Source organism: Streptomyces sp. NPDC001339, from assembly GCF_042895955.1.
Classification (GTDB): domain Bacteria; phylum Actinomycetota; class Actinomycetes; order Streptomycetales; family Streptomycetaceae; genus Streptomyces.
Map to the genome: position 1 here is coordinate 552,871 of NZ_JBIAWT010000005.1, position 19,650 is coordinate 572,520.

The following is a 19,650-nucleotide window of genomic DNA, read 5'->3' on the forward strand; positions in this document are numbered from 1 at the left end:
GCAGTCCCGGCGGCAGCCAGTGGAGGGGAGACGACGTGCCCGCGGACCGGTTCTCGACCGCTACCCGACTCAAGGCGCTCGGCGAGCAGGCCGCCGCCCGCGTTTACCGGGCCCGCCCGCCCCGCCGCAACCGCCTCACCGGCCGCGCCGCGCTGCTCGCGCTGGTGATGTGCTCCCTGGTCGTCGCGCTCGCGTACCCGATAAGGCAGTACGTCTCCCAGCGGTCCGACATCACCGAGCAGCGCCGGAAGGCCCAGGACGCCGCGGCCGCGCTCGACCGGCTGCGGGAGCAGAAGGCCCGCTGGCAGGACCCCGCGTACGTACGCCAGCAGGCTCGCCGGCATCTGCACTATGTGATGCCGGGCGAGACCGGATATACCGTCCAGGACGGCTCCGGCGCCGGCACCGCCCCCAAGGGCCCGCAGGCGGCGCAGCGTCCCTGGTACGAGAATCTGTGGAGCGACGTCGACGCGGCCGACGGCCGGTAGGCCCACGTCCTACCAGGTCCGCCTCGTAACGCCGCTCCCCGCAGGTCCACCCACCTCACCGAAAGCGCACATGGAAACCCCTCCGCCCCAGACCGAGCCCACCGAGCCCACCGCCGCGGACATCGCCGCCTTCAAGGAGCAGCTCGGCCGCCCGCCGCGCGGACTGCGCACCATCGCGCACCGCTGCCCCTGCGGCCAGCCGGACGTCGTCGAGACGGCGCCGCGCCTCGAGGACGGCACGCCCTTCCCCACGCTCTACTACCTCACGTGCCCGCGCGCGTCCTCCGCGATCGGCACGCTGGAGGCCGACGGCGTGATGAAGGAGATGACCGAGCGGCTGGCGGCCGACCCGGAGCTGGCCGCCGCCTACCGCGCGGCCCATGAGGACTACATCCGGCGCCGGGACGCCATCGACGTGCTGCAGGGATTCCCCAGCGCGGGCGGGATGCCGGACCGGGTCAAGTGCCTGCATGTCCTGGTCGCGCACTCGCTGGCGGCCGGGCCGGGTGTGAATCCGCTCGGTGACGAGGCGATCGCGATGCTGCCGGAGTGGTGGCGGAAGGGGCCGTGTGTGGCGCCTTGTGCCGAGGGCGGGGAGTGCGGGACCGACGAGGGAGCGGCCGAGTGAAGCGCGTCGCCGCCGTCGACTGCGGTACGAACTCCATCCGCCTGCTGGTCGCCGACGTCGACCCTGCCACCGGTGAGCTGACCGAGCTCGACCGGCGGATGCAGATCGTACGGCTGGGCCAGGGCGTGGACGAGACCGGGCGGCTCGCGCCCGAGGCGCTGCGGCGCACCTTCGCCGCCTGCCGCGAGTACGCCGCCGTCATCAAGGAACTGGGCGCCGAGAAGGTCCGCTTCGTGGCCACCTCCGCGTCCCGCGATGCCGAGAACCGTGAGGAGTTCACGCGCGGCGTCCTCGACATCCTCGGCGTCGAGCCGGAGGTGATCTCCGGCGGCCAGGAGGCCGAGTTCTCCTTCACCGGCGCCACCAAGGAACTCGTCGGCGGCGATCTGGCGAAGCCCTACCTGGTGGTCGACATCGGCGGCGGCTCGACCGAGTTCGTCGTCGGCGACGCCCATGTGGTCGCGGCGCACTCCGTGGACATCGGCTGCGTCCGCCTGACCGAGCGCCACCTGGTCCAGGACGGCGAGGTCGTCGACCCCCCGGGCGAGGCGCAGATCCAGGCGATACGGGACGACATCGTCGAGGCCCTCGACCTGGTCACCCAGCTCGTGCCGATCACGGGGGCCCGTACGCTCGTCGGCCTGGCGGGCTCGGTCACCACGGTGGCGGCGATCGCGCTGGGGCTGGAGGAGTACGACTCCGCGGCGATCCACCACGCCCGTATCTCGTACGAGCAGGTCAGCGAGATCACCACGCGTCTGCTGCACTCGACGCACGCCGAGCGCGCCACCATCCCGGCCATACACCCGGGCCGCGTCGATGTGATCGCCTCGGGGGCGCTCATCCTGTCGACGATCATGGACTGGATCGGGGCGCGGGAGGTCGTCGTCAGCGAACACGACATTCTGGACGGCATCGCCTGGAGCTGCGCCCTCGACGGCTGAGGGCGCGGAATGGCCGGAGGACGGTCGGCAGGTGGCCGAAGAGCGGTCGGCGGAGGCACGGGACGGGCCTTGACGACTTCTTAACGGCCCCTGTCGGCAGGGCTTTTGAGCGGGCGGGATGCCCGTCCGAGCGCCCTTCGGGGGGCCGGCGCGGGCCCCGCGGAGCGGTCCGGAAAAAAGGTTCGTGAAATCCTTCACATGAAAAAGCCTCCTGTTGGGCGAACAATCTGATCGTCCGGCCCTCATTCGAAGGTCCTAGGCCCCCTCGACCCGGAGGTTGACCGGATTCCGGTCCGTCGACGGTGTGCCGCCGGAGGGCGTGGTTCGGCCGCCCGGGGAGCGACAAGGCCTGATCAAGGGGGGTTCGCAACGCCTCGCGGCACGGTGTGGTTCCACTCTGGGCTATGGCGTCCGTCACGAAGGCGGCGGAGTGTAGCAGATACCCCCCGCGTTCTTGTGAAGGGGCTCACGAGCGACCCCCCATCTGGGGGTGGATACTCGATTGCATGAGCACCACGGAGCGTCCCAGGATCCTCGTAGTAGGCGGTGGGTACGTAGGCCTGTACGCGGCTCGGCGCATTCTCAAGAAGATGCGCTACGGCGAGGCGACTGTCACGGTCGTCGACCCGCGGTCGTACATGACCTATCAGCCCTTCCTCCCCGAAGCCGCCGCCGGCAGCATCTCCCCCCGGCACGTCGTCGTCCCGCTGCGACGCGTGCTCCCCAAGGCGGAGGTCCTCACCGGCCGGGTCACCACCATCGACCAGGACCGCAAGGTCGCCACGATCGCCCCGATGGTCGGCGAGGCGTACGAGCTGCCCTTCGACTACCTGGTCATCGCGATGGGCGCGGTCTCCCGTACCTTCCCGATCCCCGGCCTCGCCGAGAACGGCATCGGCATGAAGGGCATCGAGGAGGCCATCGGCCTGCGCAACCACGTCCTGGAGCAGCTGGACAAGGCCGACTCCACGACCGACGAAGAGGTCCGCCGCAAGGCGCTCACCTTCGTCTTCGTCGGCGGTGGCTTCGCGGGTGCGGAGACCGTCGGCGAGGTCGAGGACATGGCCCGCGACGCCGCGAAGTACTACAAGAACGTGAAGCGCGAGGACATGCGCTTCCTGCTGGTCGACGTCGCCGACAAGATCCTCCCCGAGGTCGGCCCCAAGCTCGGCGCCTACGGCAAGGAGCACCTGGAGTCCCGCGGTGTCGAGATCTACCTCAAGACCGGCATGGACTCCTGCGTCGACGGCCATGTGAAGCTCAACAACGGCCTCGAGGTCGACTCCAACACCATCGTGTGGACCGCGGGCGTCAAGCCGAACCCGGCGCTGGCCCGCTTCGGCCTGCCGCTCGGCCCGCGCGGTCACGTCGACACCGCCCCCACCCTCCAGGTGCAGGGCACCGACTACATCTGGGCCGCGGGCGACAACGCCCAGGTTCCGGACATGGTCGGCCGCAAGAACGGCAACGAGAACGCCTGGTGCCCGCCGAACGCGCAGCACGCGCTGCGGCAGGCCAAGGTCCTCGGTGACAACGTGGTCTCCGGTATGCGGGGCTTCCCGCAGAAGGAGTACAGCCACGCCAACAAGGGTGCGGTCGCCGGTCTGGGCCTGCACAAGGGCGTCGCGATGATCGTCATGGGCAAGATGAAGATCAAGCTCAAGGGCCGTCTCGCCTGGTACATGCACCGCGCGTACCACGGCATGGCGATGCCGACGTTCAACCGCAAGATCCGGGTCTTCGCCGACTGGACGCTGAGCATGTTCCTCAAGCGCGAGGTCGTCTCGCTCGGCGCCATGGAGAACCCCCGCGAGGAGTTCTACGAGGCGGCCAAGCCGGCCCCCGCCCCCGCGGCGGCCCAGTCCGGCGACAAGCCGAAGGCCAAGGCCTCCTAGTACCCCGGTCGGTACCCCGACCAGCCCGAAGGGCGTCCGCCATCCGTGGGGCGGGCGCCCTTTGGCGTGTCCGGTCTGGCGAATTCCGGGTTGTTTGCGGTTCTCTTACCGGTGAACGGGATTATCCGGGCGCCCACTTGGCGTTTACGTGGCGGGTGAAGCTATTTCGCCCGAGTGCCCCGACTCGTCAACACGGAGGTGTGCGACATGGCCGACGCCGCTGGACGGCTCACCAAGCTCGCCGAGGAGGTGCTGGGAGCCCCGCTGCCGGTGCGCATCCGGGCCTGGGATCGCAGTGAGTCCGGTCCGCCGGGCGCCCCCGTCCTGGTGATCCGCCACCGCCGCGCCCTGCGCCGGCTGCTGTTCAAACCCGGCGAACTGGGCCTGGCCCGGGCCTGGGTGGCCGGTGACATCGACGTCGAGGGCGACCTCTACGAAGCGCTCGATCTGCTCGCCGAGCTGATCTGGGAGCGCGATGCCGCCCCCGCGCCGCGGCGCGCCGCCGTCCTGCGCGCCCTGGCCCGCCCCGAGATCCGCGCCGCCGCCCGGGAACTGCTGTCCCTGGCCGGCGCTCCCGTACCGCCCGCACCACCCGCCGAAGAGGCCCGGCGCCGCCGCGGACCGCTGCACACCCTGCTGCGCGACAAGGAAGCCATCAGCCACCACTACGACGTCGGCAACGACTTCTACGAGCTGGTGCTCGGCCCGTCCATGGTCTACTCCTGCGCATATTGGGAGGGCCCGGAGTCGACGCTGGAGGACGCCCAGCGCGACAAGCTCGACCTGATCTGCCGCAAACTCGGCCTGAAGGAGGGCCAGCGGCTGCTGGACGTGGGCTGCGGATGGGGCTCGATGGTGCTGCACGCCGCCCGCGAGTACGGCGTACGGGCGGTCGGCATCACCCTCTCCGAGGAGCAGGCGGGCTACGCCCGCAAGCGGATCGCCGAGGCCGGGCTCACCGACCGGATCGAGATCCGGGTGCAGGACTACCGCGAGATCCACGACGGGCCGTTCGACGCGATCTCCTCCATCGGCATGGCCGAGCACGTCGGCCGGACCCGGTACGCCGAGTACGCGAGCGCGCTGTACGCCCTGCTCAAGCCCGGCGGACGGCTGCTCAACCACCAGATCGCGCGGCGCCCGCTCGCGGACGAGGAGACGTACCACGTCGATGAGTTCATCGACCGCTATGTCTTCCCCGACGGTGAGCTGGCGCCGGTCGGCCGGACGGCCGGCCAGCTGGAGGAGGCCGGCTTCGAGGTGCGGGACGTGGAGGCGATCCGCGAGCACTACGCGCTGACGCTGCGCGGCTGGGTCGCCAACCTGGAGCGGCACTGGGCCGAGGCGGTGCGGCTCACCTCGCCGGGCCGGGCCCGGGTCTGGCGGCTCTACATGGCGGCCTCGGCCCTGTCCTTCGAGCGGAACCGCATAGGAGTCAACCAGGTCCTGGCGGTCCGGACTCCGGAGTCGGGCGCTTCGGGGCTGCCGCCGCGGGCGCGGGCCTGGACGGCCTGACGCACGGGTGCGCCGGGCCCGTCCGGACCCGGCGCACCCGCATCACCTCTGCTTCTGCCCGCTACTCCGCCTTGATGGCGGCCAGCATGTTCAGCCGCGCCGCCCGGCGGGCCGGCCAGAGCGCGGCCAGGACGCCGACGACCGCCGCCACCGCCAGGAAGACGCCGATCCGGCCCCAGGGCAGGATCAGTTCGTACGTCGGCAGCGAGCCGCCGATCAGCTCACCGGCGGCCCAGCCGAAGAACACGCCCAGGCCGATGCCGAGGACCCCGCCGAAGAGGGAGATCACCAGCGACTCCAGGCGCACCATGCGCTTGATGCCGCGGCGGTCCAGGCCGATGGCGCGCAGCATCCCGATCTCCTGCGAGCGCTCGAAGACCGACATCGCCAGGGTGTTGATGACGCCGAGCACGGCGACGATCACGGCCATGGCCAGCAGCCCGTAGAGCATGTTCAGCATCAGATTGAACATCTGGGCGATGGCGTTGGAGACGTCCTGCTTGTCGTTGATGGTGATCGCCGGGTTCTTGCCGAGCGACGCGGCCAGGGAGTCCTTGGTGGCCTCGGTGGCGCCGTCCTTCGTCTTGACCATCACCTGCATATCGGTGGGGTGCTTCTGGTGCGGCGCCAGGGTGCCGTTGTCCAGGACGATGCCCCTGATCATCTCGTTGCCCTGGTAGACACCGGAGACGGTCAGCGTGCCCTGCTTGCCGTCCTCGAACGTCACCGGGAAGCGGGAGCCGGGCTGCCAGCCCTTCTCCTTGGCGGTGGCGTCGTCCACCACGGCACGGTCACCGCGCAGTTCGCCCAGCGAGCCCTGGGTGAAGTCGAGCTTGGTGAGCTTGCCGAAGTCCTTGCCGTTGACACCGGTCAGGTACTCGGGGGCGCCGCCGATCCGGGCGGGGGAGTTGCGCAGCGGGCTGGAGGCGGTGACCTCGTCCAGGCTCGCGAGCTTCGTCGCCACGTCGGGGGAGAGCGGCGTGCGGCTGGCCATGGAGACGACGTAGTCGGCCTTGAGCGCGTCGGTGGCCATCTTGTCGATGCCCTTCTGCACGCTGCCCGCGATCACCGTCATACCCGTGATCAGCGTCAGCCCGATCATCAGCGCGGAGGCGGTGGCGGCCGTACGGCGCGGGTTGCGGACCGCGTTCTGCCGGGCGAGCTTGCCGGAGACCCCGAAGGCGCGCAGGACGGGCGCGGCCAGCGCGATCAGCGGGCGGGACAGCAGCGGCGTCAGGATGAACACGCCGATCAGCAGGAGCGCCGCGCCACCGCTCATCATGGCCTTGCCGTCGGACATCCCCGTGGCGGCCAGCACAGCCGCCGTACCGGCGCCGGCGAAGAGCGCGCCGAGGGTGTTCCGGACCACCAGCGACTTGGTGGTGGCGGTGGCGTGGACGCTGTTCATCGCGGCGACCGGCGGGATCTTCGCGGCGCGCCGGCCGGGCAGCCAGGCGGCCAGGACGGTGACGACGATGCCGACGAGGAGGGAGACCAGGACGGTCGAGAGGGAGACCACCAGGGGACCGTCGGGAACGGTGGCGCCGGTGCCGTTCATCAGGGCGCGCAGGCCGGCGCCGATACCGATGCCGGCGGCCAGGCCGGTGACCGCGGCGACCGCGCCGACGACGAACGCCTCGGCCAGTACCGAGCGGGTCACCTGGCGGCGGCTCGCGCCGACCGCGCGCATCAGTGCCAGCTCCTTGGTGCGCTGGGCGACCAGCATGGTGAAGGTGTTGGCGATGATGAAGACGCCGACGAAGAGCGCGATACCGGCGAAGACCAGCAGGCCGGTCTTCATCCCGTTCATGCTCAGGGCGATGAACTTCGCTTCCTCGTCCGCGAGCTGCTTGCCGGTGGTGGCCTCGGCGCGGTCCTTGGGCAGCACCTTCTCGACGGCCGCCTTCAGGGCCGTCTGGGAGGTGCCCGGCGCGGCCTTGACGTCGATCTCGCTGAATTCACCCGGTGCGGCGAACAGCTTCTGCGCGGTCGGGGTGTCGAACAGCGCGAGGCTGCCGCCGGCCGCGACGGCGCCGTCGTCGGTGGTGAAGATGCCGGTCAGCTTCTGCTCGCGGACGGGGCCGTTCACGGAGATCCGGACGGTGTCGCCGACCTTGTAGCCGGCCTTGTCGGCGGTGTGCGCGTCCAGCGCGAACTCGTGCGGGCCCTTGGGGGCGACACCGCCGCGCATCGGGTAGCGGGCGTCCTTGCCGTCGTCGCCGGGGAAGTAGTTGGCGCCGCGGCTGGCGAAGCCGTCGCTGGTCAGCTCGCCCTTCTTGTCGGCGACGGCGGCGAAGCCGGAGACGGTGCCGGTGACGGAGGCGGCGCCGGGCACCCGGGCCGTCCGGTCGAGCAGCTTCTGGTCGAGCTGGGGGGTCGCGCCGGGCGCGCCGGGGCCGCCGTCCGAGGAGCGTGGCTTGATGGCGACGTCGACGTTGTCGTAGCCCTTGCGGGAACTGGCCTGGGTCGCTTCGGAGAGGGTGGAGGTGAAGACCAGGGTGCCGGAGACGAAGGCCACGCCGAGCATCACGGCGAGGACGGTCATCAGCAGCCGGGCCTTGTGCGCGAGCACATTGCGCAAGGCGGTACGGAACATGGGTTCAGTCCTGGAAGAGAGGTCCGGTGGTGGTGCTGCTGGGGCCGGTCAGCTGGTGCGGCCCTTGGCGTCGAACCCCTTCATGCGTTCCAGCACCGTGTCGGCGGTGGGGTGCGGCATGTCGTCGACGATCCGGCCGTCGGCGAGGAAGATCACGCGGTCCGCGTAGGAGGCGGCGACCGGGTCGTGGGTCACCATCACCACGGTCTGGCCGAGTTCGCGGACCGAGTTGCGCAGGAAGCCCAGCACCTCGGCGCCGGAGCGGGAGTCGAGGTTGCCGGTGGGCTCGTCGGCGAAGATGATCTCGGGCTTGGAGGCCAGCGCGCGGGCCACCGCGACCCGCTGCTGCTGGCCGCCGGAGAGCTGGCCGGGGCGGTGCTTGAGGCGGCCGCCGAGGCCGACGGTCTCCACCACGCGGTCCAGCCAGGCACGGTCCGGCTTACGGCCGGCGATGTCCATGGGCAGGGTGATGTTCTCCAGTGCGGTGAGGGTCGGCAGCAGGTTGAACGCCTGGAAGATGAAGCCGATCTTGTCGCGCCGCAGCTGGGTGAGCTTCTTGTCCTTCAGACCGGTCAGCTCGATGTCGCCGATCCGGGCGGAGCCGCCGGATATCGAGTCCAGCCCCGCCATGCAGTGCATCAGGGTCGACTTGCCGGACCCGGAGGGGCCCATGATCGCGGTGAACTGGGCCTGGCGGAAGTCGACGGAGACGGCGTCCAGCGCAACCACCTGTGTCTCGCCCTGTCCGTAGACCTTGGTGAGGTCCGTGGCGCGGGCGGCCACCGTGGTGCTGCGGCCGGCGGTGGAGACGCCGGAGTGGAGGGTGGTCACGGGAGGAGCTCCTGTCGGGACGAGGTACCAGCGGTCCGCGGGCGCCGGGGGGTGCGGACGCGGACGTCAAGCGAACGTTTCCATCGTCGGCCAGAAGAAGAGGGGTGGACGTCAACCCCTGTGACCGTCCTTGACCACCCCTGGGGCGTAGCCGGAGAGAGCCCGGTCATCCCTGGGGAGGAGACGGCCCCCGAGGGTGCGGCGCCGTCCGTGCCGGCCGGAGACCGGCACTCGTGAGAGTGAAGGGCACGGTAAGAAGGCGTCGAGTTTCCGTCAATTCGAGTCCGAAAATGCGCCACTACGGGTGTTGCCGACGAGAGGCTTCCGGCATGTGCCGAAGGCCTGTACCCAGCGCTGATGCCCCCTCAGTTGGCAATAAAATAAGACAACCTCGGGATGCGTGGCCGGTACGCGCCGTGCACCGCGGGCTACGCTCGTGCTGCCCTCTTTGAGACGGCATGGGGGACCCCAGGCCCGGGTGGTGGAATGCAGACACGGCGAGCTTAAACCTCGCTGGCCTACGGGCCGTGCCGGTTCAAGTCCGGCTCCGGGCACACTCCCGCGAGCAGCGGGTGGACGAGGCAGCCGAAGAGGCAATCGACTGAAAATTCAACGACGTTTCGGGGGCCTTGCGGCGACGCGGAAAGCCCCACGGTGACACGGAAGGCCTCGCAGCGGCGAGGAAAACGAGGAGGGCCGCCGGTGAATGCCGGCGGCCCTCCTCGTCTGTGTGCGCCAAGGCGCCCGGGTGTGCGCTAGCGCTCTATGAGCGCGAAGAGGCTCTCCCAGCGCTCGACGATCTCCGCCGTGGCGAACCGCTGGATGTTCTCCCGCGCGGCCTCTCCCATACTGTCCCGAAGGTCCTTGCCGGACATCAGGGCGTCGAGATGCCGGGCGAATTCGGTGACATTGCCCGGGGGAGCGAGCAAACCGTCCTCACCGTCCGTGATGATCTCGTGCACGCCCGGTGCCACATCGAAGGCCACACACGGCACCGCGGTCGCCATCGCCTCCATGGGGGCCAGCGGGAAGCCCTCGCCGCGCGAGCTCAGCGCGAATACCGCGCTCTCCCGCAGCGCCCCGGGGACGTCGCTGGTACGCCCCATCCACTCGATGCTGCCGGTCACTCCCAGCTCCGCGGCCTGCTTGCGCAGCGCCTCCGCCTCCTCGCCGGAGCCGTAGATCCGCAGCGTCCAGTCCGGGTGCCGCGGCGCGACCTTCGCCCAGGCCTCCAGCAGCAGGTCGACGCCCTTCTCCTCGTGCAGTCGGCCGATGCTCACCACGCACTTGCGGGACCGAGTCGACGGCACATCGGGGAAGAAAGGCAGCGGATTCGGCATAAAGCCGACATTGTCCATCCGTTGCCGGATCCAGCGGTCGGCGTCCTCGCGGGTGAGCGTCAGCATCCGGTCGACGTCCGCGTAAAACCGCTTGACGCGACCGAAGCGAGATGACTTACGACAGGTGTCGAACGATTCGTGGCTCATACCGATCACCGTCAGCCCCGCGGTATCGGCCAGCGCCACCCACTCCATCGCCCACACCTGGGTGACGATCACCACCCCGCCCGGCTCGGCCGCCCGGAACAGTGCGCTCATCTTGGCCGCCTGCTCGTGCATACCGGCTTCCCGGGCGGCCCGGCGGCGCTGCTCGACGAGGTTGAGCCGGCCCCGGATGCCCTGTGCGGGACGGACCGTCGGCGGATGCTCGGCGTAGAGCGTGGTGGTCGCGAACGGCAGGTCGTCGGCGAGCTCATGAGCCCGGCCCTCGGGCGCCGGCACGATCCCGACGAGGTGCACCCGGTGGCCCCGTTCACTGAACAGGCGCGCCATCTGGTGCGACCAACTGGTGATGCCGCCCATCTCGTTGACGCTGTTGGAGACGAAGAAGATGTCCCGCGGCTCGGCTGCGTACGGCTTGGTCATCAACGGCTCCACTGCGCGAAGAACTGATCGACGATGGTCCGGGCGGCGTCGCCACGGTCGTATTCCCCGAACTTGGCGACGAATTCCTTGCGGCTCCGCGCGTAATCCAGAGCCTGCGACTCGAACGACTTGACCGCCTCGTGGAATTCGTCCTCGGTGCGGACCACCGGGCCCGGGGCGTGCTCCAGCAGATCGAAGTACGTACCACGGCCCTCGTGCACGTATTCGTCGTAGTCGTAGGTGAAGAACACCAGCGGCCGGTCGAGCAGCGCGTAGTCGAACATCACCGACGAATAGTCCGTGATCAGCCCGTCGGCCAGCTCCAGGATCGGCGTCACGTCATGACGCGCCGAGACGTCGATGACCCGGCCCTGCACGGTCGGCGGCAGCACCACATGATTGAGGTAGTGCGAGCGCACCAGCAGGACATAGCGGTCACCGAACTGGTCGGCGAAACGCTCCACATCGAAGGGCAGGGTGAAACGGCCGTGCCGGCCCCCGTGCTTGCGGAACGTCGGCGCGTACAGCAGGACGGTCTTGTCCTCGGGAATACCCAACTCCGCGGCCAGCGGACCGCGTTCGCGCTTGCCCAGTTCCGCTTCCCGCTTCCGGGCGTGCACCAGCGCGTCATTGCGCGGATAGCCCACCCGCAACAGCGTCTTCTCCTGGAGCCGGAACGCCTTGGCGAGGGTGTGCACATCGTGCTCGGTGCGGACCAGGAAGCGGTCGAAGCGGTCCAGGGAACGCTGCTGCTCCGCCTGCTGCTGCCGGGTCTGCGCCTTCAGCGCCGGCTGGTCGAAGCCCATGTTCTTCAGCGCCGAGCCGTGCCAGGTCTGGATGTAGGTGGTCTCCGGGCGCTTGGCGAGCTTGAGCGGATAGCTCTGGTTGTCCACCCAGAACTCGGCCTGCGCCAGCGCCTTGAGGTACGGCAGCGACCAGCGCCTGACCAGCGTGACGCCCTTCGGGAAGTCCTTCGTGGAGCCGGAGTACGACCAGATCGCCTCGAAGTCCAGGCCCTGCCGGCGCATCTCCTCGTAGATGGCGCGCGGGCTGTCGCTGTACTGCTTGCCCAGATGGCTCTCGAAGACCACCGTGCGCTTCTTGACCGGCAGCCGGCTGAACACCTCGTGGTAGAGGCGGAGCTTGTTGTCCCCGGAGGTGACCTTCTTGCGCAGTGCCTTCGCCTTGCGGAGGCCGGTCTTGGCCAGCGCCCCGGGCTTGCCCTGCACCCCGCGGGTGATCAGCTCCTGCACCCGCTCGGCGTTACGGCCCTCACTGACCAGGCGGAACGCCAGGTGGCCCCGGGCCGACGCATGCGGTTCCAGGTGGTCGGCGACCATCCGCGTCAGCCGCGGCCGGACCGGCGGCCCGCCGGTCAGCGGGGTGTCGGCGACGGTGAGCCGGGTGGTGGTGCGCACCCCGTTCACGTCCAGGCGCAGCCGTACGTCCCAGATGGTGTCGACGATGCCCAGCGGACGCAGCTTGGCGGTGAGGTCCGCCGAGGCCTCCCAGTGGACGGTGTCGCCCTCGTGGCGCAGCGCCTGCACCGGGAAGCGGAAGGACTGCAGGCTGCGCCGGCGGGCGCTGAACTCCAGCTCGCCCGTCAGGCGGGCGTCCGGCGGGATCACACCGAGCGGATTGGTGATCCGCCCCGCCAGGGAGACCGAACCGCCGGACCCCTCGCACCGGGTCAGCTGGTTGCGCAGGAACAGCTGGTTGACCGGCTTCTCGTGGTAGCCGGTGTCGGTCACGTCCAGCACACCGCGGGCGAACTCGTCGTCGAGGTGGCTCGCGCACCAGTAGATCCGGCCGTTGTGCTCGGCCAGCGGCGAGGAGACCTTGTCGCGGTTGATGAGGGTGTCGACCGCCGGGATCAGGTTCTCCCAGTCGCCCTGCTGGAGCAGGTACGCGCAGATGGCCTGGATCGGCTGGACGCGCTCGTACGCCTCCGGGTCGATACCGGCGAGGTACTCCTGCGACAGCTCGGCGAACTCCCGGCGGTAGGCCTCGTCGCGGAACGGCAGGTCCCGCAGGTGCAGCACCAGGTCGTGCTTGAGGAATTTGACGTCCTTGGCGAGCCGCATCTCCGTCAGCTCGCGCTCGGCCAGCAGAGCGTCGATGCGCCGGTGGATCTCCAGCCGGTGCGCGTAGTTCGTCATTTCATGCCGCCGGTTCGTCACCGACTTCACGGCGGCCTTCGTGTACACGTTCCAGAAGTAGACCTGATTGGGGATCAGGGTGATGCGCCGCGCCGCGAGATAGGCATCGGCGATAAACATCAGGTCCTCGTAGAACATCCCCTTGGGGAAGCGGAGATCATTCTCGATGAGGAAATCGCGGCGGTAGCACTTGTTGGTGGACAGCGTGTCCCACACAAAAAGATCCGGCAATTCGGTGACCGATTCCAGCGTGCGCGTCGTGGAATACAGCCACGAATACCACTCGTCCCGCTTCTGGTTACGGGTGTCCTTGTGGAGTCGTACGCACAGACCGGAAACAATGTCCGAGCCGGTCTCCTCCGCGGCCTCCACCATATTGCGGCAGGCATTGAGTTCCAGGACGTCATCACTGTCCAGGAACATCACATAACGGCCGGTGGCGTGCTGGATTCCGGCGTTGCGCGGCTCGCCGCCCGCACCGCTGTTCTCCGGCAGCTGGAAGGCCCTGACCCGCCCGGGATGGGCGGCCGCGAGGCTCTGCGCGACGTCGTAGGAACGGTCGGTGCTGCAGTCATCAACGATCACCACCTCGACGTCCCGGAGTGTCTGGTCCAGCACGGACTGGACCGCGGTCGGCATCCGGTCGGCGTCGTTGTAGACGATGACGACTACTGAGACGTCAGGCACAGGCACCTCAACCCTCTTTCGCTGCTGGTTCCCGCCAAGAATAGACCCGTCCGCTCCCGGGGATTCCCACCAATCGCACCCATGGCGTTACGCACGGTAAGTCGCTATGTGTGCCGGGAGCGGGTGTTCCGGTGTTCGGATCTCGACCATCGTGTCATCTCGGGGATCCGCTCGCCGGACAGGGTTCCGGCTAGAGGGAAAGACGAACGCTCCGGCGAAACGGTTGCAGCTCCTCATGTGATGTGCCGATGTCCGTTGCGTGATCTCTTGCCCGATCTCCGGCCGGATCTACTGAGCGGCCCGCTTGACGATCTATTGTCCGAATCATTGCAATCGGACATTCATCAGACATTCATCGGATTCTGTATCGGAGTGACGTGGCGGGGTGGTGGGGAGCGGCGGGAAGTACCGGACGGTGCCGACCTTGCCGGGAATATGCGTTCTGGTTCGGCGGTGACTCCTGGTGGCGGACTCCGGAGCGGGGGGGGGGGGCTGGAGCTGCGAGCTGCGAGCTGGGGGGGGGCTGGGGCGAGGTTCGTCCGCTGGCCGGCCGGACTCCGCCGTTCCGGGCACGTCCGCGCCCTCCCGTACGTCCTCCTCATGGCGGACGCGTCACGTCACATTCAGGGAAAGATCGTGCTCAAGTATTAGCGACGCGCCTTTGCCAAGCCATTACGCTTGCCGTCAAGGCCGCGCAGGGCGGCCATGGAGGAGTGAGGATGAGGAGCAGCAACCCGGTCTTCTCGCGACGGGGCTTCAGTCGCGACACCGGCTACGCGGGCTTCAACGCAGCGCCGCAGGCCGGGGCCCCCACCGCGAACCCGTACGCCGGCACCAACCCCTACGCACAGGGCGACGGTAATCCGTACGCCCAGGGCGGCAACCCGTACGCCCAGGACCAGCAGCCCGTTACCCAGGCACCGCAGTACGCGCCGCAGTCCCGCCCGATGACGATGGATGACGTCGTCATGCGTACGGGCCTGACGCTCGGCACGGTCATCGTCGGCGCCACGGTCGGCTGGCTGTTCCTGACCGAGAAGCTCGGCTTCGCCCTCGGCGCCGGTCTGGTCGCGATGGTGCTGGGCTTCGTCCAGTCCTTCAAGCGCAAGCCGTCACCCCCGCTGATCCTGGCGTACGCGGCCCTGGAGGGTGTCTTCCTCGGCGCGCTCAGCGGTCACATCAACGACCTGCCCAAGCTGAGCGGCGCCCCCATGCAGGCGGTGCTCGGCACGATGGCGGTGTTCGTCGCGATGCTGGTCGCCTACAAGACGCGGATTGTGCGGGTCAACGCCCGCTTCACCCGCTTCGTGATGATCGCGACCATGGGCTTCGTCCTGCTGTCGCTGGTCAACATGCTGTTCATGGTGTTCGGCGGCGGCGCCGGCCTCGGCTTCCGCAGCGGCGGCCTGGGCATCGCCTTCGGCCTCGTCGGCGTGGTCCTCGGCGCGCTGTTCCTGGCCCTGGACTTCAAGCAGGTCGAGGACGGCATCGCCTACGGCGCCCCGCGTGAGGAGTCCTGGCTGGCGGCGTTCGGCCTGACCGTGACGCTGGTGTGGATCTACACGGAGATGCTGCGGCTGATCTCGATCCTCCGCGGTGACTGACGTCACACCTGACGCAGAACGAAGGGCCCGCAGACGCGATGTCTGCGGGCCCTTCGTTCGTTCTGTGGAGCGCTCTGTGCGTGGTGCCTCGTAGTACTCCGTTGTGCCTCGCGGTACTTCGTTGCGCCTCGCGCTATCGCCCGTGCCGCGTCTTCCGCTGTCACACGCATTGCGTATTGCGTATTGCGTATGGGTCAGAACTTCCGTGCGGCGCGCCAGAGGCCGTGTTCATGGACGATCGCCTTGGCGTGTCCGTAGGAGAGGTTGTGCTCACCGCGGAGCCAGCTGACCTTTTCGTCGAAACGGAAGAGGGCGGGGCCTTCTTCAACGGTGCGGAGCCATTCGGAGATTTCCCGGCCGGTGCAGTGCGGGATACGGGAGAGCATGTTCCGGTGGGTCTCTTCGGAGAAGAGCTGAGACATCGGCGCCTCCGGACGCGGTCGATGCTGGTTCTTCAGCACACCGTGCCTGAGCGTTCCGCCGTTGGCAACCACCCGGGAGTGGCGCATAGTCTCACGACGTGCTTGACGTGACCCCTTTGCAGACTGCCGTGGATGCCCTCGCCGATCGCCTCAGAGCGCTGCCGCAGAGCAAGCTCAGCCAAGGCGCGGCCGCCGAAGGGCTCGCGCTGGCACGCCGGTTGGCGGCCCGAGCGCAGCTGATCGAACGGCCCGGAGCGCCCCCGCGCGAACTCCCGGATGCCGGGATGTTCGCCGTCGGAGACCAGCTCGCCGTGGCCGGACATGACCTCATCGAGGCCCTGCGGGCCGCGGCCGCCCGCCCGCCCGCCGAAACGACGCACTCTGACGCGAAAGTGGCCCCCGCCGAGGAACGGAAAGTGGCCCCCGCCGAGGAACTGGCAGAGGCCCTGCGCCTCATCCGCGCCGCGGCCGAGCTCTGCTAGGGCCCGGCCGAGCTCTGCTAGGGCCCGACCGAGCGCTGCTAGAGCCTGGAATATCTCTCGACCCCAGCCGGTTGTGGCCCGCAAGGGGGCCTCGTACCCCCTAGGGGATCTGTTCGACCGTCCCTTAGGGGAAAGCGGCAAACCCCATGACGCGTGCTGTGCCCGTAGTGTCGCGCCAGGTCGGAGTGACCAGGGCGGAGTGACCAGGTCAGAGTGAGGCGATGACGCGGTCGGCGAGGATGTAGGCGCTCTCGTCGCGGTTCTCGCCCCAGGAGAAGGTCAGTGCGTACGCACCGGAGATCCCGGAGCCGCCCAGCAGCACCGGGGTGCGCCCGGACTGCAGTGCGCCGGCGACGCGCTCGGCGGCCTCGCGCTGGCCGGGGGTCAGGCAGAGCGTGGTGCCGTCGGCGAAGACATAGACGTCGAGGGTGCCCAGCGGGCCGGGACGGACGTCCGCGACCGGGGTGCGCTCCTGCGCCAGCTCCTCCAGGCGCGCCACGGTGCGCTCATGGTCGTTGATCACCGGGGACGGTGTGAAGTCCGGATGCGAGGGGTGGCGGCGGCGGGCGGCGGCCAGCTCGGCGGACTCGGTCTCCTCGACCGGCTCCAACTCCGGTGCGTCCAGGGCGTCGAGCGCGTCCACCGGCTCCAGGGCGTCCGGGCCCAGCAGCGGTTCGATACCGGCGAAGTCCGCCTGGCGGGGCAGGAACGGCTGGGTGTCGAGCCGGTCGAGCCGGTCGAACTCCGGCCGCTCGGGCAGCTCGCACTGCTCGGCACGGGCGTCCATCAGCCCGTCGTCGCCGAGGCCGGCCAGGCCGCCGAGCAGGGACGGAGCGTCGGCGGCGTCCCGGGCCTCCTGCGCCGCCCAGAAGGCGCGGGCCTCGGCCAGTTCCCGTTCCCGCTCCTCCGCCAGCGCGTCGGCGACGGCCGCCCGTATGTCCGCGAGCGGAGTCTCGGCGGCCGGGGTGGTGCGGGCGGCCGGAATGGTCGCGCCGACCGCGTCCGCCGCGTCCGCCACGGGTGCCGCCTCGGCGCGCGCGGTGGCGTCCTGACGGGTGGCGACGAGCTCCGCGTGCAGCTCGGTGATCTGGTGGCGCAGCGCACGGGCGGTGCGCAGGGCGACGACGCCCAGTGCCACGGCGACGGTCGCGGCCAGCAGCAGGACCGGCAGGACCAGGGTGCTGACACTCATGCCGTAACCTCGCTTCGCTCCGCCGCGCGGGCGCGAGACACGTACCTCACCAGGGCTCCCCACCGGCCTCCGGCCGGGGCGACCCCCATGCTGCGCTCGCTCATGCGTGCTTCTCACTTCGCTCGGCGGCCCACTTGCCACGGGCCGCGCATCCGTACATGGACATCCCCCGACCGCCGGTGGGGCTGACCCCCTTGATGCGCTCGCTTACGGGGCGAACCCTGGTGGCGGCTCGGCCTGCTCCGGCGGTTCCGACGACTCCGACGGTTCCGACGACTCGGAGGGCGCGGACGGACGGCTCGTTCACCGGCGTACTCCCGTTAGCAGAATGTTCTCCGACTTCTACCTCAGCCTGCCGGAGATCTGCGACCGCTGCCGGTGCACTATGTCCTGAAATGCTGGGGGCCAGGGGGCTTCTGCGTACGGGTGCCCCCTTGCTGACCTGCAAGAACGCCTCGCCCCCAGGGCGTTGGTCACAATCCTGGGGGAGATTGGGTCGCGATCTTGTTAACGCGTGATACGGCTCACGCTGCCGTCGCCGCCCGTGTCTGTGTGACCGCGAAGGGTGTGCGCGGGGCGGGAGTTGGTCCGTTTTCTCCGCACATCTCTCCGCGCACGCCCTTCAGCGGGACGAGGAAGCCACGCCGACTCAGTTCAGTCCGACTCAGTTCAGTCCGACTCAGTTCGGTCCGGCTCGGTTCGGTCCGGCTCGGTTCGGTCCGGCTCGGTTCAGATCGGTTCGGTTCGGTTCAGCTCAGCCGCTCGATCACCATGGCCATGCCCTGCCCGCCGCCCACGCACATCGTCTCCAGGCCGAACTGCTTGTCGTGCCACTGGAGGGAGTTGATGAGGGTGGTGGTGATCCGGGCGCCGGTCATGCCGAAGGGGTGGCCGACGGCGATCGCGCCGCCGTTGACGTTCAGGCGGTCCAGGTCGATCCCCAGGTCGCGGTACGAGGGGATCACCTGGGCGGCGAACGCCTCGTTGATCTCGACCAGGTCGATGTCGCCGATGCTCATCCCCGCGCGGGCGAGGGCCTGCTTCGACGCCTCGACCGGGCCGTATCCCATGATCTCCGGGGAGAGGGCGGAGACGCCGGTGGAGACGATCCGGGCCAGCGGGGTCAGGCCCAGCTCGCGCGCCTTGGTGTCGGACATGATGACCAGCGCCGCGGCGCCGTCGTTCAACGGGCAGCAGTTGCCGGCGGTCACCAGGCCGTCGGGGCGGAAGGCCGGCTTCAGCCCGGCGACGCCCTCCACGGTGACGCCGGCGCGCGGACCGTCGTCCTTGGTGACGACCGTGCCGTCGGGCAGCGTGACCGGGGTGATCTCCCGCTCCCAGAAGCCGTCCTTGATCGCCTGCTCGGCCAGGTTCTGGGACCGTACGCCGAACTCGTCCATCTCCTGGCGGGTGATGCCCTTGAGGCGGGCGAGGTTCTCCGCCGTCTGCCCCATCGCGATGTACGCGTCCGGGATCAGGCCGTCCTCGCGCGGGTCGTGCCAGCTGGTGCCCTCCTCCTCGGCGCGTGCGGCGGTACGGGCCTCGGCGTCGGCGAAGAGCGGGTTGTGGGTGTCGGGCAGACCGTCCGAGCTGCCCTTCACGCTGCGCGAGACGGTCTCGACGCCGGCCGAGATGAAGACATCGCCCTCACCGGCCTTGATGGCGTGCAGCGCCATACGGGTCGTCTGCAGCGAGGAGGAGCAGTAGCGGGTAATGGTGCAGCCGGGGAGGTGGTCCATCCCCATCTGGACGGCCACGATGCGGCCGAGGTTGTGGCCCTGCTCGCCGCCGGGGAGGCCGCAGCCGAGCATCAGGTCGTCGATGTCCCGGGGGTCCAGCTCGGGGACCTTGGCGAGGGCGGCCTCGATGATCGTCGCGGTCAGGTCGTCCGGACGCAGCTCCTTGAGCGAACCCTTGAAGGCGCGGCCGATCGGGGAGCGGGCGGCTGAGACGATCACGGCTTCGGGCATCACGGCTCCTGAAGGACAAGAACAAGGGCAAACGCCAAGGGCAAGCGCCAAGGGGCGCACAAAGAAGGACTGTGAGGGAAGTTACCCGCACGTACTGCTGAGGTCACGACGTGCGGCCTGTGATGCGGACCTCTTTTCTAAGCGGGTGCTTATGCGAACGGCGTGGGGGCGCCGGGTATTCCGTAGCGAGGTGGGGCGCCGGGTGGTAGTCCGTGCCGTCCCGCTTGTGTGCCCGTGTGCCCGTGTGCCCGTCCGCCAGTCTGCTCGTCTGCGCGGTTCGGCTCAGTACGGCTCCGCCCTGTCGCGTCACCC

At 69.4% G+C, this 19,650-nt stretch carries 14 protein-coding genes and 1 tRNA gene; 8 read left to right on the forward strand and 7 right to left on the reverse strand.

The genetic code is table 11. The annotated features are described in order from the left end of the window. The first annotated feature begins 35 nt into the window (after positions 1 to 35). The 5 genes from ACFY12_RS17875 to ACFY12_RS17895 all read left to right on the forward strand — a co-directional run bounded on the left by ACFY12_RS17875 (position 36) and on the right by ACFY12_RS17895 (position 5,470). A complete protein-coding gene (locus ACFY12_RS17875; RefSeq protein ID WP_066933003.1) occupies positions 36 to 488 on the forward strand; it encodes a septum formation initiator family protein in 453 nt (150 codons plus the stop codon). Between the two features lie 70 nt (positions 489 to 558). Continuing rightward, on the forward strand, positions 559 to 1,116 hold the full coding sequence (locus tag ACFY12_RS17880) for a DUF501 domain-containing protein (RefSeq protein WP_390716716.1): 558 nt from the start codon (positions 559 to 561) through the stop codon (positions 1,114 to 1,116). After that, entirely contained in the window at positions 1,113 to 2,060 is a 948-nt protein-coding gene (locus tag ACFY12_RS17885) for an exopolyphosphatase (protein ID WP_390716717.1), read from the forward strand. Before ACFY12_RS17880 ends, ACFY12_RS17885 begins: the two co-directional genes overlap by 4 nt. Positions 2,061 to 2,566: 506 nt before the next feature. Continuing rightward, a complete protein-coding gene (locus ACFY12_RS17890) occupies positions 2,567 to 3,955 on the forward strand; it encodes an NAD(P)/FAD-dependent oxidoreductase (RefSeq protein ID WP_390716718.1) in 1,389 nt (462 codons plus the stop codon). Between the two features lie 207 nt (positions 3,956 to 4,162). After that, positions 4,163 to 5,470 carry a class I SAM-dependent methyltransferase gene (locus ACFY12_RS17895; RefSeq protein ID WP_390716719.1) on the forward strand — a complete coding sequence of 436 codons (1,308 nt, stop codon included), beginning with the start codon at positions 4,163 to 4,165 and terminating at the stop codon, positions 5,468 to 5,470. Positions 5,471 to 5,531: 61 nt separating this feature from the next. Here the strand turns inward: ACFY12_RS17895 and ACFY12_RS17900 are convergent, their stop codons facing one another. Continuing rightward, positions 5,532 to 8,066, reverse strand: coding sequence for an ABC transporter permease (locus ACFY12_RS17900; protein ID WP_390716720.1), 2,535 nt, complete (start codon positions 8,064 to 8,066; stop codon positions 5,532 to 5,534). A gap of 48 nt (positions 8,067 to 8,114) precedes the next feature. Next, complete coding sequence (locus ACFY12_RS17905; RefSeq protein WP_390716721.1) at positions 8,115 to 8,897, reverse strand: ABC transporter ATP-binding protein; 783 nt, start codon at positions 8,895 to 8,897, stop codon at positions 8,115 to 8,117. A gap of 472 nt (positions 8,898 to 9,369) precedes the next feature. Between ACFY12_RS17905 and ACFY12_RS17910 the strand changes: the two genes are divergently transcribed. Continuing rightward, positions 9,370 to 9,451 (forward strand) — tRNA-Leu (locus ACFY12_RS17910). A gap of 201 nt (positions 9,452 to 9,652) precedes the next feature. Here ACFY12_RS17910 and ACFY12_RS17915 read toward each other — a convergent pair. Both ACFY12_RS17915 and ACFY12_RS17920 read right to left on the reverse strand, forming a co-directional pair. After that, complete coding sequence (locus ACFY12_RS17915) at positions 9,653 to 10,822, reverse strand: glycosyltransferase (protein ID WP_390716722.1); 1,170 nt, start codon at positions 10,820 to 10,822, stop codon at positions 9,653 to 9,655. Further along, the gene (locus ACFY12_RS17920; RefSeq protein WP_390716826.1) at positions 10,822 to 13,620 is read right to left on the reverse strand and encodes a CDP-glycerol glycerophosphotransferase family protein; all 2,799 of its coding nucleotides are present in this window, start codon (positions 13,618 to 13,620) and stop codon (positions 10,822 to 10,824) included. The genes ACFY12_RS17915 and ACFY12_RS17920 overlap by 1 nt, the downstream gene beginning before the upstream one ends. A gap of 767 nt (positions 13,621 to 14,387) precedes the next feature. Here ACFY12_RS17920 and ACFY12_RS17925 point away from each other — a divergent pair. After that, positions 14,388 to 15,272 carry a Bax inhibitor-1/YccA family protein gene (locus ACFY12_RS17925; RefSeq protein WP_390716723.1) on the forward strand — a complete coding sequence of 295 codons (885 nt, stop codon included), beginning with the start codon at positions 14,388 to 14,390 and terminating at the stop codon, positions 15,270 to 15,272. Positions 15,273 to 15,466: 194 nt separating this feature from the next. On the opposite strand, the gene ACFY12_RS17930 is transcribed toward ACFY12_RS17925, so the two are convergent. Beyond that, positions 15,467 to 15,694 (reverse strand): DUF4287 domain-containing protein, encoded by a 228-nt coding sequence (locus ACFY12_RS17930; protein ID WP_390716724.1) that lies wholly within the window; start codon positions 15,692 to 15,694, stop codon positions 15,467 to 15,469. 98 nt (positions 15,695 to 15,792) lie between these two features. On the opposite strand from ACFY12_RS17930, the gene ACFY12_RS17935 reads away from it, so the two are divergent. Next, positions 15,793 to 16,176 (forward strand): hypothetical protein, encoded by a 384-nt coding sequence (locus ACFY12_RS17935; RefSeq protein WP_390716725.1) that lies wholly within the window; start codon positions 15,793 to 15,795, stop codon positions 16,174 to 16,176. Between the two features lie 208 nt (positions 16,177 to 16,384). Here ACFY12_RS17935 and ACFY12_RS17940 read toward each other — a convergent pair whose 3' ends face one another. Together ACFY12_RS17940 and ACFY12_RS17945 are read right to left on the reverse strand one after the other, a co-directional pair. Further along, positions 16,385 to 17,368, reverse strand: coding sequence for a hypothetical protein (locus ACFY12_RS17940; protein ID WP_390716726.1), 984 nt, complete (start codon positions 17,366 to 17,368; stop codon positions 16,385 to 16,387). Between the two features lie 749 nt (positions 17,369 to 18,117). Further along, a complete protein-coding gene (locus tag ACFY12_RS17945) occupies positions 18,118 to 19,338 on the reverse strand; it encodes an acetyl-CoA C-acetyltransferase (protein ID WP_390716727.1) in 1,221 nt (406 codons plus the stop codon). Positions 19,339 to 19,650 lie beyond the last annotated feature (312 nt).

Bases quoted from the DNA above. Each gene is read 5' to 3' on its own strand.
- ACFY12_RS17920 (WP_390716826.1), bottom strand. From the start codon at position 13,620: ATGCCGACCGCGGTCCAGTCCGTGCTGGACCAGACACTCCGGGACGTC.
- ACFY12_RS17890 (WP_390716718.1), top strand. From the start codon at position 2,567: ATGAGCACCACGGAGCGTCCCAGGATCCTCGTAGTAGGCGGTGGGTAC.
- ACFY12_RS17945 (WP_390716727.1), bottom strand. From the start codon at position 19,338: ATGCCCGAAGCCGTGATCGTCTCAGCCGCCCGCTCCCCGATCGGCCGC.
- ACFY12_RS17925 (WP_390716723.1), top strand. From the start codon at position 14,388: ATGAGGAGCAGCAACCCGGTCTTCTCGCGACGGGGCTTCAGTCGCGAC.
- ACFY12_RS17930 (WP_390716724.1), bottom strand. From the start codon at position 15,694: ATGTCTCAGCTCTTCTCCGAAGAGACCCACCGGAACATGCTCTCCCGT.
- ACFY12_RS17895 (WP_390716719.1), top strand. From the start codon at position 4,163: ATGGCCGACGCCGCTGGACGGCTCACCAAGCTCGCCGAGGAGGTGCTG.
- ACFY12_RS17880 (WP_390716716.1), top strand. From the start codon at position 559: ATGGAAACCCCTCCGCCCCAGACCGAGCCCACCGAGCCCACCGCCGCG.
- ACFY12_RS17940 (WP_390716726.1), bottom strand. From the start codon at position 17,368: ATGAGTGTCAGCACCCTGGTCCTGCCGGTCCTGCTGCTGGCCGCGACC.
- ACFY12_RS17915 (WP_390716722.1), bottom strand. From the start codon at position 10,822: ATGACCAAGCCGTACGCAGCCGAGCCGCGGGACATCTTCTTCGTCTCC.
- ACFY12_RS17900 (WP_390716720.1), bottom strand. From the start codon at position 8,066: ATGTTCCGTACCGCCTTGCGCAATGTGCTCGCGCACAAGGCCCGGCTG.